This window comes from Paenibacillus sp. FSL P4-0338 (assembly GCF_038002365.1).
Taxonomy (GTDB): domain Bacteria; phylum Bacillota; class Bacilli; order Paenibacillales; family Paenibacillaceae; genus Paenibacillus_AQ.
The window spans coordinates 1,731,302-1,747,263 of the sequence record NZ_JBBOCG010000002.1; the positions used below are offsets into that span (position 1 = coordinate 1,731,302).

Here is a 15,962-nt window from a genome sequence, read left to right on the forward strand (position 1 = left end):
CCTGTTTTTTTGCTAATATTCGATGAATGTAGCTTATTAATCCGCAGAGGGTTCGAGCTGGCGGCAGGAAGCTCTCTCGATAAAGAGGGTGTCGACTTTGACCTTGGTGCTGACTGCGGGCTGCCGGTGAAGAGAAGCGGTGAACAGATCGACTGCCCATGCGGCCATCCGTTCTTTCTCCACATGAACTGTGGTCAGCTCCGGGGCTACAATCTGCGATTCATTGATATTATCGAAGCCGATGACGGATACATCCTCCGGGATGGAGAAGCCCAGCTCGCCGAGTGCCTTGATCACGCTGATGGCGATGTAATCACATTCACAGAAGAAGGCGGTGGGAAAGGGCTGTCCGCTGTCCTTCAGCCGCTGCAGCTTGTCCCGTAACGGCCCCTGAGAGGAAAATAAGGTCGGCGGCACCGCCAGTATGCTGCTCCGGGGGATCTCCACCTGCGCCTCCGCCATGGCGTCCATGAACCCGCGCTGCCGTTCCCCGAAGTTATGAATCCGCTCCTCGGATGCGATATAACCAATTCTCCGGTGACCGTGACTAGTCAGATAGGTGCCTGCCTGATAAGCCCCCATATAATTATTGATCTCGACAAAATGGACAGGCAGCGCATCGAAGCAGGTGTCCAGCACGATCAGGCCGGGCAGCTTGTCCGCGATATCGGCTATTCTGGCCGCATCCAGGCTGGTTCCGAGCAGAATCACGCCGCTGGTGGGCTCCTCCATCACGGAATGAATGCCCTGCTCATAGTTCTTCTCTTCAATAGCGGAGAAAATCAGACTGTAGCCCCCCATCCGGCAGCGTTCCTCAATATGATGAATCAGCTCCCGGAAGAAGGGCTGCTGATAATACTCCTCATGGACCAGTCCGGCATTGGTGAACACCAGGAACCGCAGGGTGGTGGGGTTCGCCTCAGCGGCGGCCGCTCTTCCCCTGCCGGTATATCCATAGGTCTCCGCCAGGCGCAGAATTCGCCCGCGTGTCTCTGGCCCGACCCCCGGCTTCCCGTTCAGGGCCAGCGAGACGGCCCCTTTGGAGACCCCGGCCAGCCGGGCAAGCTCCTCCATATTCAATGACAAGACCTCCATTCAGCATCGTAGCTTAAGTATGTTTAGTGTAAGGGAAGGCACAGATTTTAGCAATGAACCAGGTTTTTAGTTCGTTTGTTTAGTGTTGTTTAGCTGAAAATAATAACGTTGACGATAATTATAAGGTGATGTAGGATTGATTTAGAATAGTTGTATAGTTAAATGATTTGGTTTTGTTTAGTTAGTGTTTAGTTCGATGTTGCTAATTGTATATCTAAGGATTCATACAGAAGGGAGCAGGACTTATGGCTAATCCGAAGGAAGCAGGGCAGGCTGAAGCATTCCAGGGGAGGGTCTCCGTATCGGTGCCGGACCAGACTTCACAGTGGGGGGTATGTGAAATTGTACTGCATGGAGGCCCTGCAGGGGGCAATCCGTTTACGGAGGTAGCGCTACAGGCGGAATTTTCAATGGGAGAATACTCCGTTCTGGCTCTGGGCTTCTATGACGGGGACGGAGTGTACCGCATCCGCTTCATGCCGGAGCATCAGGGGAAGTGGACCTTCCGGACCGGCAGCAATGCACCTGCTCTGCATGGACTTGAGGGAGAACTGGAATGCACGGCTGCGGCAGAGGGGGCCCATGGTCCGGTCCGGGTGCGGAATACCTTTCATTTTGCCTATGCGGACGGAACGTCCTATCTTCCTGTCGGCACCACCTGCTACGCCTGGACCCATCAGGGGGATGAAATGGAGCGCCAGACGCTGGATACGCTGAAAGCGTCTTCTTTTAACAAAATAAGAATGTGCGTGTTCCCGAAATCCTACTCCTATAACGAGAATGAACCGGAGTACTATCCTTATGAAGGCTCGGTCCAGGCAGGGTGGGATTACAGCCGGTTCAACCCGGCGTTCTTCCAGCATCTGGAGGAGCGGATTGCAGACCTTGGGGAGCTGGGCGTCGAGGCTGACCTGATTCTGTTCCACCCGTATGACCGCTGGGGCTTCGCAGATATGGGCAAAGAGGCGGATGACCGCTATCTCCGGTACCTTGTAGCCAGACTCTCGGCTTACCGCCATATCTGGTGGTCGCTGGCTAATGAATATGATTTCATGAGCAACAAGCTGCTGGCCGATTGGGAGAGGTATGCGCATATTGTAACGTCGTATGATCCTTACGGGCACCTGATCTCTAACCACAACGGTATTGCCTTCTATGACTTCAACCAGCCCTGGGTTACGCATTGCAGTATTCAGCGTGTGGATGTGTACAAGACCTCCGAGAATACAGACGAATGGAGACGGCGCTGGAATAAGCCTGTCGTGATCGATGAATGTGTCTACGAGGGCAATATCGAGCATGGCTGGGGAAATATTACCGGGGAAGAGATGGTCCGGCGCTTCTGGGAAGGCGCGGTCCGTGGAGGATATGTCGGACATGGGGAAACCTACCTGCACCCGGAGGATAAGCTCTGGTGGGCCAAGGGCGGCCGGCTGTATGGCACGAGTCCTGAGCGGATTGCTTTTCTGCGCCGTGTGCTGGAGGAAGGGCCTTCAGAGGGACTGAACCCGCTGTCTTCGGATTGGGATCTGCCCAGAGCCGGGGTGGAGGACGAATATTATCTGTATTATTTCGGGTTCAACCGGCCGGGCTTCCGCCAGTTTACCATGAACCCGGAGATCCGCTATAAGGTGGAGCTGCTGGATACCTGGAACATGACGGTGGAGGAGCTTGCGGGTAGCTATCAGGGAACCTTCAGGGTCGATCTGCCGGGACGGACTTATATGGCGTTGAGAATGACGCGCCTGCACGAAGAGCAAGACCTGGAGGCGAAATAAGATGTGGAAGGTTGGTGTTGTGGGCGCCGGGTATTGGTCAGATAAGCATCTGCAGGCATGGCAGCGTATCCCCGGCGTTCAGATTCAAGGCCTGTGCGACCTGGATTCGGACAAGCTGCACAGTAAGGGTGTGGCATACGGAATTCCCCGGGACATGCTGTACTCCACGCTGGAAGACATGCTGTCTTCTGCGGAGCTGGATATAGTGGATATTATTACCGCGCCGGATACCCATCCCGAGCTGGTCGGACTGGCTGCACGGTCCGGGAAGCATATCCTGTGCCAGAAGCCGTTTGCCCGTTCTATGGAGGAAGCCTGTGAGATGGTGGAAACAGCCCATGCTGCGGGCGTCCGGCTGATGGTTACAGAGAACTGGCGCTGGCTGCAGCCGATTCAGGCTATCCGCAAGCTGCTGGATGAGGGAACGGCAGGACGGCTCCAGACGATCCGCTATATCCATACGGATTATTATTCACCGCGGTTTGCCCCGGAGAATGAGCTGCCGCAGCCGTTCTTCCGGGAGATGCCGAAGCTGCTGTTCTATGAGATGGGGGTTCACTGGTATGATACGTGGCGCTTCCTGTTCGGGGAACCGAAGCGGCTCTATGCGGAGACCCGGAAGGTCAGCCCGTATATTACCGGGGAGGATGCCGGGTTGATTACCCTCGGCTATGAGGATTACATGGGCTTAATGGATATGAGCTGGGCCACCCGGCAGAATTTGCCGGGCAAGCTCACGCTGCCTGTGCTGCCGGACCATAAGGAACAGCTGATTATTGAAGGCAATCAGGCAACGATCAAGCTGTACAGCAGCGGTACACTCAGCCTGATTGATAACAGCGGGGCCGAGACGGTTGTGTCGGAGAAGAACGGCCTTGATTTTGAAGAGAGCCATTACCGGCTGCAGTCGCATTTCATTGAATGCCTGAACACGGGTGAGGAATTCCAGACGAGCGGCGAAGATAATCTGAAGACGTTGGAGCTTGTATTCGGGACCTACCGGAGTGCGGAAGAGCATGAGGTCATTCATTTGGCATAGCTCTAAGGGGCGGTATACGAAGAACCGGGGAGCCGCTGTCCGGTTCTTTGCCATGCTTACCGGCAAGATTGGCTGATCGCCGGGGAATAGCGTACACTGGGTGAATAGAGTCATTACTGAACTTGAGCTGCGGGGTGAGAAGGATGGACAAGCTGCTGGAGCAGATCACAGGCGAGCTGCTGGGACAGGTTGAAATAGAAAGCGTGAATCCGCTGGAGCCGGTGAAGGTCAGCGGTGTAGGGAGGCTCTGGAGGGTGCTCGGAACCGGAAATTACGCGGCTGTCTTCTGCCGTCAGGGAGCAGAGGAATACGCAGTGAAGATTTACGCGCCGGGCAGGCCGGGCATTGAGGAAGAAGCTGAGGTGTACCGCCGCCTTGGGCAGCATCCAGCCTTCTCGGAATGCTATTATGCCGGAGCAGATTTCCTGGTCCTCAAAAGGCTGGGCGGAGTCACCTTCTACGATTCCATGCAACGCGGCATTCTCATTACCGGACAGGCTATTGAAGACATTGACAACGCGCTTCAGTATGCCAGATCCCGGGGACTGCGCCCGCATGATATCCACGCCAAGAATGTGATGCTCCGGGAGGGCCGGGGACTGATTGTAGATGTCTCGGATTTCCTGAAGGATGATGATTGCAGTATGTGGGAGGATTATAAGCGGTTGTATTACCGGTTGTACCAGCCGGTGGCTTCCCGCCGGGTATTTCCGGTTCCCCGTCTGATTCTGGAAATGGTCCGCAGAGGGTACCGGTTCTGGCGTCGGCGGAAGCAGGGGCGGAGCCGGTTCACTCTTTTCCGGAAATGACAAAGGCTTCAATTAGTAGTGCTTACAGATGTGGATCTCAGGAGTGCAGCGGGCATGGCCTCAGCCCTTCGGAATGCGGCGGTAGCTGGAGGGAGAGAAGCCGGAGATTCGCTTGAATAGCCGGGAGAAGTAATAAGGGTCATTGATCCCTACGGCAGCGCCGACCTCCTTAATGCTGAGTTCGGTAAGATCGAGCAGATGGCCTGCGCGCTGGATTTTGAGCCGCAGGAAATACTCAATCGGGGAGACGCCGGTCCCAGCGTTGAAAATATAGATCAGATGCTGCTTCGATACGCCGGCATGCTTAGCCAGCTCAGGCAGGGTGAGGGTGCTGCCCAGCCGTCCGTTCATATACTGGATCGCCTGTTCCAGATACGTCTCCCGCTTCTTCTCCTGAGCTGATTTCCCGGTACTCAGGCCAATCCCGGAGAGCAGCTGCCTAACCGTCTGGGCGATGTGCACATGGGTAGCCAGGGCATAGGTCCGCTCAGCCAGCAGCTCGTAGGCAGGGACGAACCAGTCGATAAGCCGGGCCTTGCCGCTCGGGGCTAGGGCAAGGGGGGCGCCGGACAATCCGAACAGCTTCACCAGCCGGTCGGCATGGCTTCCTTTGAAATGGAACCAGTAAATGCTCCATGGATTCTCCTGCATGGCCCCGTACCGATGCGGGGTGCCTGGAGGAATAATGACCATATCCCCCGGCTGCATGTTCATCTGCTCCCCGTGGTTCAGCTCCACCCAACCCTCCCCAGCTTCACATAAGATCAAGATATGCGACGGGCTGCCTTCGAGGCGTTCCCTGAAATGATACCGGGCATTCGGAAAGTACCCGATGTCCGTAATGAACAAGGACGCGGTCAACTCCTCCTGCTCCAGCTCCTTCATCCAATATTCAGGCAGCACATACAGCTTCTCCTCGACAAACCCTTCCGGCTTGCGGATATGACCCTGATTCACGCGGGCTCCCCCTAACAGATAGTATGTAAACAATCTTGCACAGAATAAGAATATAATCCATCACTTCCCGCATTTCGTCAATTGGAACCTTCCCGGCCAGGGGCTAGAGTAGAACTATCAAGTCAAGGGAGGCAGTGAAGGGATGAAGCATACAGGTAGCGGTAAGATGCCGGAGGCAGGCGGGGGGAACACAGACTTCGCTGGCAATGGGGACAACACGTATAATGCGGGCAACGCGGACAACGCGGACAACACAGACAACACAGACAACGCGTATAATTCGGGCAACGCGGACAGAGCGGACCGGGTGCAGGTACGGGAGACCTGTGTGATTATACCAACCTATGAAGCGGGGGCTGCTGATCCAAATCCTATGTTTCTGGAGAAAAGAGTCTATCAGGGGAGCTCGGGGCGTGTATACCCTCATCCCGTGATCGAGAGCATCTCGGATGTGAAGCAGGATAGGGTGTACAAGCTGATTATTCTGGAGAATGAATATCTGCGCATAGAGATCATGCCGGAGCTTGGAGGGCGGATCTACCGGGCGCTGGACAAGACGAATAACTATGATTTTGTCTACTATAACCGCGTAATCAAGCCTGCGCTGGTCGGCCTTGCGGGTCCCTGGATCTCCGGGGGCATTGAGTTCAACTGGCCGCAGCATCACCGCCCGAATACGTTCGGGCCCGTAGAATATAAGCTTGAGGCTGCTCTGGATGGGAGCGCTGCCGTATGGGTGAGCGAGATTGACCGGATGTACGGGACGAAGGTTACCGCTGCATTCAGACTCTATCCAGGGAGAGCCTATTTGGAGGCCCGGGCCCAGTGCTATAACCGGACGCCGCAGGCGCAGACCTTCCTCTGGTGGGCCAATCCGGCGGTTGCGGTCAATGATCAGACGCAGTCTGTTTTTCCGCCTGATGTTACAGCCGTCTTCGACCATGGAAAAAGGGATGTATCACGGTTCCCTATTGCGACCGGTACCTACTACAAACAGGATTATTCGGAAGGCGTGGACATCTCCCGCTACAAGAATATTCCGGTTCCGACCTCTTATATGGCCTATAAGTCGGATTATAATTTCGTCGGCGGATATGATCACGGCGTCCAGGCGGGGCTGCTGCATGTGGCTGATCATCATATCTCACCGGGAAAGAAGCAATGGACCTGGGGGAACGGGGAGTTCGGTCAGGCCTGGGACCGCCAGCTGACCGATGAAGACGGGCCTTATATTGAACTCATGACGGGCGTGTACACCGATAATCAGCCTGACTTCACCTGGCTGCAGCCGTATGAGGAGAAGAGCTTCATCCAGTATTTCATGCCGTATAAAGGCATCGGTCTGGTGAAAAATGCCTCGGTAGACGCTGCGGTCAATCTGGAAGTTGATGCGGTATCAGCTCAGGCGGTGGTGAAGGTATACGTGACCTCACAGCTTGCACAGGCTGTTATCCGCTTAAGCGGTGCCGCTGGCGAGTATCTCCGGGAGACTGCAGATTTGTCCCCGGCAGAGGCTATAGAGCGTACGGTCATACTGCACCATGGAGAGCAGGAGCATAACCTCAAGCTGACGGTCCATAGTGCAGAGGGCAGGCTGCTGGTCGCCTATCAGCCGAAGCGGCCGGAGATCGAGCGCATCCCCGAGGCGGCGAAGCCGCTGGCAGCGCCGGAAGAGCTGCGTTCAACAGAGGAGCTATATCTGGCCGGCCTGCATCTGGAGCAGTACCGGCATGCCACCTTTGAGCCGGAGGCCTATTATCTGGAGGGGCTTAAGCGGGACTGCGGGGATATCCGGCTGAATGTAGCGTATGGAACGCTGCTGCTCCGCCGCGGGCAATATGCGCAGAGTGAGCCCTTGTTCCGCCGCGCCATTGAACGTCTGACCTCGCGTAATCCTAACCCGTATGACAGCGAAGCCTATTACCAGTTGGGGGTTGCCCTGCGCGGCCAGAACCGTCTGGATGAGGCTTTTGCCGCTTATTACAAGGCGGTATGGTCGGCAGCCTGGCAGGATGCGGGGTATTTCTCACTTGCTCAGATTGCCTGCCAGCGGGGCCGGTATACCGAGTCGCTGGAGCTGGTGGAGCGTTCGCTGATCCGCAATGCGCGTAATTATAAGGCGAGGAATCTGAGGTCTGCTCTCCTGCGCAGACTTGGCCGGCCGCAGCAGGCGAGAGGATTCGCCAGTGAGACTGTGCAGCTTGATCCTGCTGATTTTGGCGCCTATAACGAACTTGTCCTGGCTCTTGCAGCACTAGATGACCCTGCTGCGGCAGAAGAGGCGCTGATAGAATTAGAGCGGCTTATGCGTGGTGACGCACACAACTACCTTAATCTTATGGCGGATTATATAGGCTGCGGACTGTATGCGGAAGCTCTTGCTGTAGGAGAGAGAGGGGCCCAGCGGGGCAGATCCGACCCTCAATCTGAACCCGGACTAGAATTAGAATCCGAATCGGTCTATCCAATGCTGCATTATGCCCTTGGCGAATGTTATGAACGTACGGGACAAGGCGAGCAGGCACGGGAGGCCCGTAGCAAGGGGCAAGCGGCCTGTCCGCTGCACTGCTTCCCGAACACGCTGTCCGAGCTTGACTGGCTGTTAAGCGCCATTCGGGCGAATCCCCTGGATGATAAGGCCCACTACTATCTCGGCAATCTCTATTATGACAAGAAGCGGCCGGAGGAAGCGGCGGCGAGCTGGGAACGTTCGCGTGAACTGAGAGGGGATTTCGCCATCGTTCACCGCAATTTGGCCCTGGCCTATTACAACAAGCAGAATAATCCTGAGGCGGCGCTTGCTTCACTGGAGCAGGCCTTCGCCTGTGCGCCGCAGGATGCGCGGATTCTGTATGAGCTGGATCAGCTGCGCAAGAAGCTCGCCTGGTCTGCCGGGGAACGACTGGGTCATCTAGAGGCACAGTGCAATTTGGTGGCGCAGCGGGATGATCTGTATATCGAATATGTTACGCTGCTTAACCAGCTTGAGCGCTATGACGAAGCGGTTAGGGCATTAAGCTCGCGTAACTTCCATCCCTGGGAGGGAGGAGAGGGTAAGGTGACCGGGCAATACCAATTCGCCCACAGCGGCCTTGGCAGACAGGCGCTGGATATCGGGCAATTTGAAGCTGCGCTTGAGCATTTCCGGCTGGCCCTGGCCTATCCGCATAATCTGGGCGAAGGGAGGCTGGAAGGGGCGCAGGAGAATAATATTCATTATGCTCTTGGCCGGGTATACGAAGGGCTTCAGCAGGAAGAAGAGGCTGAGCGCTGCTACAGGGCGGCCTCACAAGGTCTGTCGGAGCCGGCAAGTGCAGTGTTCTACAATGACCAGCCGCCGGAGATGATTTTCTACCAGGGGCTGGCCTGGCTGAGGCTTCAGGAGCCGATGGAGGCGAAACGCCGCTTCAATCGATTGATTGATTATGCCGAGCGTCATCTCTTCGACGATATCAAGCTGGATTATTTCGCTGTGTCGCTGCCGGATTTCCTGGTGTTTGAGGATGACCTTAACCGGCGCAATGTCATTCATTGCCGCTATATGCGGGGCCTCGGGCTTCTCGGGCTGGGCCGGTATGAAGCAGCGGTATCAGAGCTGGATCTAGCCCTTGACCTGGACCCTAATCATCAGGGAGCCGGGGTTCACAGACGGATGGCCGGCAGTGCCCTGAACCGGGGACAATTCTAAGCAGATGGGGGACAATATAATATGCATACAACAGGACGGCATACGATTATTCTGGACGAAGACTGGTGTTTTCAGGCGGACACAGCAGGTATAGGGGAGCATGAGGAATGGCAGATTACAGGCTTGCCAGCCCCAAGGAAGGTTGCGGTTCCGCATACCTGGAATGTGGAGGAAGGTCTGGAGGAGCACCGGGGGGCCGGGTGGTATGAGTATAGCATCAGTATTCCTGAGGCGTGGAGCAGCAGCCGGTTCCGCCTGCATTTTGAAGCCGTCTACCGTGATGTGGTAGTCTGGGTCAATGGCCGCAAGGCTGGTTCGCATGTCAACTCAGGGTATACTGCCTTTGAGCTGGAGGTGACTGCGCATATTCTGCATGGCAAGGAGAACCGGATTACGGTAAAAGCGGATAATTCCCCGTCCGCTCAGGCGCTTCCGCAAGACTTAAGCTTCGACTGGGCGGATGATGGAGGGATCATCCGGCCTGTACAGCTTATAGTGACCGGGCAAACGGCCGTCAAGCATATCCGCGTCTTCCCGGAAGTCCGGTTTGGATCCGGGCACCAGCAGGCGTCCGGCCGGTTGCTGGCAGAAGTGCAGCTATGCGGACCCTCTGCTTCAGCAACAATAGGGGCCACTATTTTCAAGGACGGAGCACAAATCTGGGAGGATCACCGCCCCCTGCCTCCGCAATGCGCGAACTGGCAACTTGCAGAGATGGAGTGGTTATCGGTAGAGCTGTGGCATTTCGATCACCCGCACCTCTACCAGCTTCAGCTCACTATCCATGAGGGCGGACAGCTTCATGACGAGGTAACCGTCAATTTCGGGTTCCGCGAGATTGTGGTCAAAGGGCAAGAGCTATGGCTGAACCGCGAGCCTGTCCGCCTGATGGGCGCAGAATGGATGCCGGGTTCTAACCCTGTGGTTGGCATGGCCGAGAAGCGGGAGGATCTCAGCGCGATGCTGGAGCGGCTGAAGGAGGCGAATGCTGTGATCACGCGCTTCCACTGGCAGCAGGGCAATGAGCTGCTGGACTGGTGTGACCACAACGGCATTCTTGTGCAGGAGGAAATCCCGCATTGGCAGCAGCCGGCGGAGCCGGATCAGCACACGTTCGCGGTAGCCTTATCCCAGGCGAAGGAGATGATCCGCGGCCATTCCCATCATCCGTGTATCTTCGCCTGGGGAATGGGGAATGAGCTGGACGGGCAGTCGGAGACTACCCTCCGGTACATGGAGCAGCTGAAGCAGGAGATCAATAAGCTGGATTCACAGCGGCTGATTAACTATGTGAGCAACACGGTCCACCTGCAGCCGTGTAGTGATGCTACGGGAGCCGGGGATCTGTTGATGTGGAATGACTATATCGGAACCTGGCACGGCGAGCTGGATGAGGATGAGGTTATCCGGCAGATTCTGGCCGATTACCCGGATAAGCCGGTGGTGGTGGCTGAATATGGCCTATGCGAGCCGGTCTACGAAGGCGGAGACCCTAGAAGAACAGAGATCCTTATGCACAAAACAGAGCTATACCGCAAGTATCCCCAGTTTGCAGCCCTGATCTTTTTCAGTCTGAATGATTACCGCACGCAAATGGGAGAAGACGGGCAGGGAAGATGGAAGCAGCGGGTTCATGGTTCGGTGGATGTGCATAACCGGGTGAAGCCCTCTTTTGCCGCATTGCGTGAGATAGCTTCACCGCTCCTGCTCGCAGATGCCCCTGTGCTGAAGGAACGTGAGCTTGAAATTACCCTGAAATGCCGGAAGGATATTCCCAGTTATGCTGTGCAGGGTTATTATGTAACACTGTCTACAGATGGCGTGGAAGGAGCGACACAGGTGATTCCTGATATGCAGCCGGGAGAGGTCCTCACCCTAAGCCACAAGCTGCCTGATGCTCCTGTAACGGAGTTGACACTAACGGTCTATCGTCCGAACGGCTTCAGCGTGCTGGAGCTGGGATTGGGACAGTAGTTGACCCGGTAATACAACCAAATCCTAAGGAGTGAAAAGAATGGATACAGTGCTGAGCAGGCTGCCGCGCAAGCTTACCCTAACCATGTGGGATTTCTCCTGGTATACGATGACCTTGCCGGGCGAGCCTTATCATGATCTGGCGGCAAGATGCAGGGAAGCAGCGGACAGAGGGTACAACACCATCCGGATCTGTGCGATGCCGTTCCTGTTGTTCACGGAGGAAGGCAAACGCCCCGGACCGCTGTACTTCGGCAGTCTGGGGGAAGTAGGTCAACGTACCCGCTGGTACAACTGCCGCGGCGGTGCCGAGCTGGACGGGCATGCGCATCTGCTGGAGCTGTTCAGACAGGCCAAGGCGCACGGACTCTATATTATGCTGTCTTCCTGGGAATATCAGCAGAGCCCCAGCTTCCTGGCTTATCCCGCGCTGCGGGATGAGCTGGCTGCAATTGCTCCCGCAGAGCGGTTCATGACCCTGGCCCGGTCGATGAACCAGCTAATCAGGTACATTAAGGCGGAGGGTTTTGCCAGTCAGATTGTCTATGCCGAGCTGCATAATGAAGTCGAATTCGGACAGCTTACCGCTGTGGGCACAGAGCAGGGAATCGGCGCAGCGGATACGCCCAGGCTGGTGGAGGCCATGCAGCCTTATATTGAGGCAGCTGTAGGGTATCTTCGGGAACAGCATCCCGATATTCTAATCACGGCCAGCTATACGCTGAACGAAGCTTATCCGAAGGCATATGTAGCCCGTAATTTGCAGGTGGCCCACTATCATCTCTATATTAAAGGCGTGCTGAATGAGCTTATGGACGCGGCGGGGTTGAATGATGATGAGGTGCCTTTTCCAAATGCCTTTGTCCGGTCTATGCTGAGGGAAGAGGCCCCGCCCTTCGGGGAATGGACCCTGCCCGCAGGGCAGGAGTGGCGGATGGAGGGCAATCCGGTGGGGATGAAGCTGATCTATCTGCATGACTGGGCCGACCCTGATCTATGGGATCTCTATCTGTATGACCGTTACGGAGCCCACAAGCTGGCGATGCTGCAAAAAGCGGACATGCGCCTGGAAGAAGCGCAGGAATGGGCTGCACATTCGGGCCTGCCGGTGGTGATCGGCGAAGGCTATGTCGGCTATACCCCGCTGCTTGCAGGCTTCGAGGAGGGGCCGGTCGGGAAGTTCATTGCCGAGTATGCGCTACGTAAGGGGATGGCCCTGGGCTTCTGGGGCATGACGCTGTGCTCCAACTGTGCGCCGCATCATCCGTTCTGGCAGGATGCGGCTTGGCAGCAGCGGTGGAACCGCTACATTCTTGAAGCGGAGTAGAGGAGTAGCAGAATAGCAGAGTAGCAGAATAGCAGCAGACAGTGCGGTAGCCCGCCAGCTTGTTATGCTGCGTCCCTCCGGGCGGACAGCCGCTGGAAGCAGAATGGGCTCCGTGTTATATTGGGTGTACTTAGTGGTGAGCAGGAGGGATGCAGCATGGGAGAGCCGTCCGGCGGGGAAGCCGCTGATGCTCCATACTCTATAGGTCTGAAGCGGATATACGAGCCTGCGGACTCCGGAGACGGATACCGGATTCTGGTGGACCGGCTGTGGGCGCGCGGAGTGACGAAGGAGCAGGCGGCCATTGACGAGTGGATGAAGGAGATCGCGCCAAGCCCGGCGCTGCGCAAGTGGTTCGGGCATCTGCCGGAGCGGTTCGCGGCATTCAAGGAACGGTATACTATGGAGCTGGAGGAGAATCCGGAATGCGCGGGGCTTGCGGAAGCGATCCGGGAGCGGGCGCTTGAACAGAGGGTCACGCTGGTCTATGCCGCGAAGGACCCGGTCCATAACCATGCGAAGGTACTCTATGAATGGCTGATCTGCGGTTAAAAAAGCACACGGGCCTCCTCCGAATGAATATCCGTTCGGCAGGCGGCCCGTGTGCTTTTAGCTGAACAATCTACGCGTTGCTTAGCTGCAGTGCCGGTCCGAAGAACTCATAATGAATCTGAGACTCGGTCATTCCGAGCTTCTGCAGTTCACCAATCATGGCTTCCATAAAAGGAACAGGCCCGCACACGTAAGCATCTCCGGTAACATCTACATAACTCTTTAGAATTTCGCCGGTAATCACGCCATCCGGTCCGCCGGAGTAGAAGGTTCGGGTCTTGACGTTGCTCAGCGCCGCCGCATGCTTTTCAATATCCTTTCCGAAGGCAGCAAGCGATTCGTTCCGCGCAGAGTGGAGGAAGACAACCGGCCGGTCCGGTGTTACATTAGCCACGGTCTCGAGCATGCTCATCATAGGGGTGATGCCTACGCCGCCTGAGATAAAGGCTACTGGGGTAGTTATAGAAGTATCCAGCAGGAACTCACCGGCAGGAGCGCTCACCTCAACGGTATCGCCCTCATTCACTCCGTTATGAAGATAGACAGATACCACGCCATTCGGGTCATTCGTCTCCTCGCGTTTCACCGAGATGCGGAACTCATCCGGCTTCGGCGCTTGGGACAGGCTGTATTGGCGGATCATGGTGTATTGCTCTCCAGGAATCAGCACACGGACAGAGATGTACTGGCCCGGCTTATAGTCTGGTACATTCGAGCCGTCGGCCGGTTTCAGATAGAACGATGTAATGCTGCCGCTCTCCTCAACCTTACGCACCACGGTAAAAGGCTTAAAGAAGTTCCAGCCGTTGTCCTGTTCCCGCGCTTCCTTGTACATGCTGTCTTCCACACCGATGAATGCATCAGCAATCACTCCGTACGCGGCTTCCCAGGCACTCAGGATCTCATCCGTAGCGGCATCGCCCAGCACCTCCTTGATGGCCTTCAGCAGGAATTCTCCGACGATCGGGTAATGCTCCGGCTTGATACCGAGACTGACATGCTTGTGTGCGATCTGAACCACCGCCGGCAGTATATTCTCAAGGTTGTCTATGTGGACTGCCGCTGCGTAGACCGCATTGGCCAGTGCTGCCTGCTGGCGGCCTTGCGCCTGGTTGGCGTGGTTGAACACATTCAGCAGCTCCGGGTGGGCCTCGAACAGATTCCGGTAGAACACCGTTGTAATGGTGGTGCCGTGCTCCGCCAGGACTGGCGCTGTGGATTTGACAATGTCACGAGTCTCTTGTGTTAAAATATTGATCATCCCCTCTCCATATAGTACAAAATTAATATATACGGTTTTGAAGAGAAAAGATATATTTAAAATACCACTTTAACAAATTAGACAAAGAATATGATAAACTTTGCAATAAATATCACTTACATTAAGCTGAGTTAAATAGAACGGAGCATGACTATGAGGCTGACGTTATATACCGATTATTCCCTGCGAATCCTCATGTATCTAGGAGCCAAGCAGCGGGAGGAGTTAACTACAATACAGGATATCTCTAGTGCCTACGGTATCTCCAAGAATCATCTGATGAAGGTCTCGCATGAACTCGGCAAGGCGGGTTATCTCGAAACAGTGAGAGGGCGCGGGGGAGGGATCAGGCTTGCGCTTGCGCCGGAGATGATCAATATCGGGGAGGTTGTGCGCCGGATGGAGGATGATTTCTATCTCGTGGAGTGCTTCAATCCCACAGGCGGCAGCTGCCCGATCTCTCCGGTGTGCAGACTCAAAGGCGTGCTGGGCAAGGCTCTGCACGCCTATCTGAAGGTGCTGGATGAGTATACGCTCGAGGATCTGCTGATGAATAGAGATGATCTGCGTGCTATTCTGCAGGAGAGCGGCAATGGAGAGGAGCTTCACAATGAAACTAATTAAAAATATTCTACTGGTATCTGTTCTAACCCTGTCTTCTGTGATCTTGGTTACTATTCCAACTCTCGTGGTTTATGCAGATCAAGCGGTAAAAGTGATTTCAATATCGGTCGCAAGTCCGTCAAACGCATTGAAACCAAAACAGACATTTCAATTAAAGCCAAACGTAGCTACTTCACCCAAAGGTACAAATGTAAAGATTACATACTCTTCAACCAATACTAAGGTAGCAACGGTAAATGTGAGCGGTTTAGTAACGGCTGTCAATCCAGGAAAAGCAATCATATATACAAGCTCAGGCGGCAAAAGCACATATGCAGTAATCAATGTAGCTTCTAAGACAGTAAGTCTCAGTACAGGGCTGTGGGTAGAAAAGAAGGACATTAAAAATTCAGAAGAACAGCTGTTAACTGATGGTGCTATTTATTTCGAACTGAAAAGCTTCAAAAATAATATGCTGACCGGACATTTTTTCTCTATTAGTTCCCCTCCATCCAATCGGATAGCTGATGTTGAGATCAGAACAGAAATTAAGAATGGCAAAGGGGTTTTCTCCTACACTGATGATGGTTGGGGAAACAGCGGAAAAGGAACTGTAGAAATCAAAGGGGACAATCTTTTGTTCGGTTTCAAAGAGACCAAATCAGACAGCAGCGCAATGTGGAATCTCGGATCATTCAGCGTCACATTATATAAATCTAACAGCGGTTCGAACGTGGGGGTATCAGGATAAATTAACTTATCATCTGGTCAAATATGATGACAAGAAAATTATTGGTTTAAGCAGCCGGGGCCCGTAGGAATAAGACTCCGGCCGCATATAGAAAAACACACGGACTCCAACCGGAACATTCAGATCCG

General features: G+C 54.9%; 12 protein-coding genes. 9 read left to right on the forward strand and 3 right to left on the reverse strand.

Annotation, left to right across the window (positions count from 1 at the left end):
• Positions 1-36: 36 nt before the first annotated feature.
• A complete protein-coding gene (locus MKZ07_RS31565) occupies positions 37-1,074 on the reverse strand; it encodes a LacI family DNA-binding transcriptional regulator (protein ID WP_327196371.1) in 1,038 nt (345 codons plus the stop codon).
• A gap of 266 nt (positions 1,075-1,340) precedes the next feature.
• Between MKZ07_RS31565 and MKZ07_RS31570 the strand changes: the two genes are divergently transcribed.
• From MKZ07_RS31570 to MKZ07_RS31580, 3 genes are all read left to right on the forward strand, one after another.
• Entirely contained in the window at positions 1,341-2,873 is a 1,533-nt protein-coding gene (locus tag MKZ07_RS31570) for a DUF5605 domain-containing protein (RefSeq protein WP_051493170.1), read from the forward strand.
• A gap of 1 nt (position 2,874) precedes the next feature.
• Positions 2,875-3,912, forward strand: coding sequence for a Gfo/Idh/MocA family protein (locus tag MKZ07_RS31575; RefSeq protein ID WP_341029459.1), 1,038 nt, complete (start codon positions 2,875-2,877; stop codon positions 3,910-3,912).
• A 143-nt stretch (positions 3,913-4,055) separates the two neighbouring features.
• Positions 4,056-4,721 carry a serine/threonine-protein kinase gene (locus MKZ07_RS31580; RefSeq protein WP_036691020.1) on the forward strand — a complete coding sequence of 222 codons (666 nt, stop codon included), beginning with the start codon at positions 4,056-4,058 and terminating at the stop codon, positions 4,719-4,721.
• Positions 4,722-4,781: 60 nt separating this feature from the next.
• Here the strand turns inward: MKZ07_RS31580 and MKZ07_RS31585 are convergent, their stop codons facing one another.
• Positions 4,782-5,678, reverse strand: coding sequence for an AraC family transcriptional regulator (locus MKZ07_RS31585; RefSeq protein WP_051493169.1), 897 nt, complete (start codon positions 5,676-5,678; stop codon positions 4,782-4,784).
• A gap of 142 nt (positions 5,679-5,820) precedes the next feature.
• On the opposite strand from MKZ07_RS31585, the gene MKZ07_RS31590 reads away from it, so the two are divergent.
• The 4 genes from MKZ07_RS31590 to MKZ07_RS31605 all read left to right on the forward strand — a co-directional run bounded on the left by MKZ07_RS31590 (position 5,821) and on the right by MKZ07_RS31605 (position 13,219).
• Positions 5,821-9,366 carry a DUF5107 domain-containing protein gene (locus MKZ07_RS31590; RefSeq protein WP_341029462.1) on the forward strand — a complete coding sequence of 1,182 codons (3,546 nt, stop codon included), beginning with the start codon at positions 5,821-5,823 and terminating at the stop codon, positions 9,364-9,366.
• 21 nt (positions 9,367-9,387) lie between these two features.
• A complete protein-coding gene (locus MKZ07_RS31595; protein WP_341029465.1) occupies positions 9,388-11,340 on the forward strand; it encodes a glycoside hydrolase family 2 protein in 1,953 nt (650 codons plus the stop codon).
• A gap of 40 nt (positions 11,341-11,380) precedes the next feature.
• Entirely contained in the window at positions 11,381-12,667 is a 1,287-nt protein-coding gene (locus MKZ07_RS31600) for a cellulase-like family protein (protein ID WP_076155366.1), read from the forward strand.
• A gap of 156 nt (positions 12,668-12,823) precedes the next feature.
• The gene (locus MKZ07_RS31605; protein WP_051493168.1) at positions 12,824-13,219 is read left to right on the forward strand and encodes a DUF488 domain-containing protein; all 396 of its coding nucleotides are present in this window, start codon (positions 12,824-12,826) and stop codon (positions 13,217-13,219) included.
• A gap of 70 nt (positions 13,220-13,289) precedes the next feature.
• Here the strand turns inward: MKZ07_RS31605 and hmpA are convergent, their stop codons facing one another.
• Positions 13,290-14,471, reverse strand: coding sequence for an NO-inducible flavohemoprotein (gene hmpA, locus MKZ07_RS31610; RefSeq protein ID WP_036691152.1), 1,182 nt, complete (start codon positions 14,469-14,471; stop codon positions 13,290-13,292).
• A gap of 162 nt (positions 14,472-14,633) precedes the next feature.
• Between hmpA and MKZ07_RS31615 the strand changes: the two genes are divergently transcribed.
• Both MKZ07_RS31615 and MKZ07_RS31620 read left to right on the forward strand, forming a co-directional pair.
• Positions 14,634-15,104, forward strand: a complete 471-nt coding sequence (locus MKZ07_RS31615; RefSeq protein WP_083677823.1) for an RrF2 family transcriptional regulator — start codon at positions 14,634-14,636, stop codon at positions 15,102-15,104.
• Positions 15,091-15,834 carry an Ig-like domain-containing protein gene (locus MKZ07_RS31620; RefSeq protein WP_156949523.1) on the forward strand — a complete coding sequence of 248 codons (744 nt, stop codon included), beginning with the start codon at positions 15,091-15,093 and terminating at the stop codon, positions 15,832-15,834. Before MKZ07_RS31615 ends, MKZ07_RS31620 begins: the two co-directional genes overlap by 14 nt.
• The last annotated feature ends 128 nt before the right edge of the window (positions 15,835-15,962 follow it).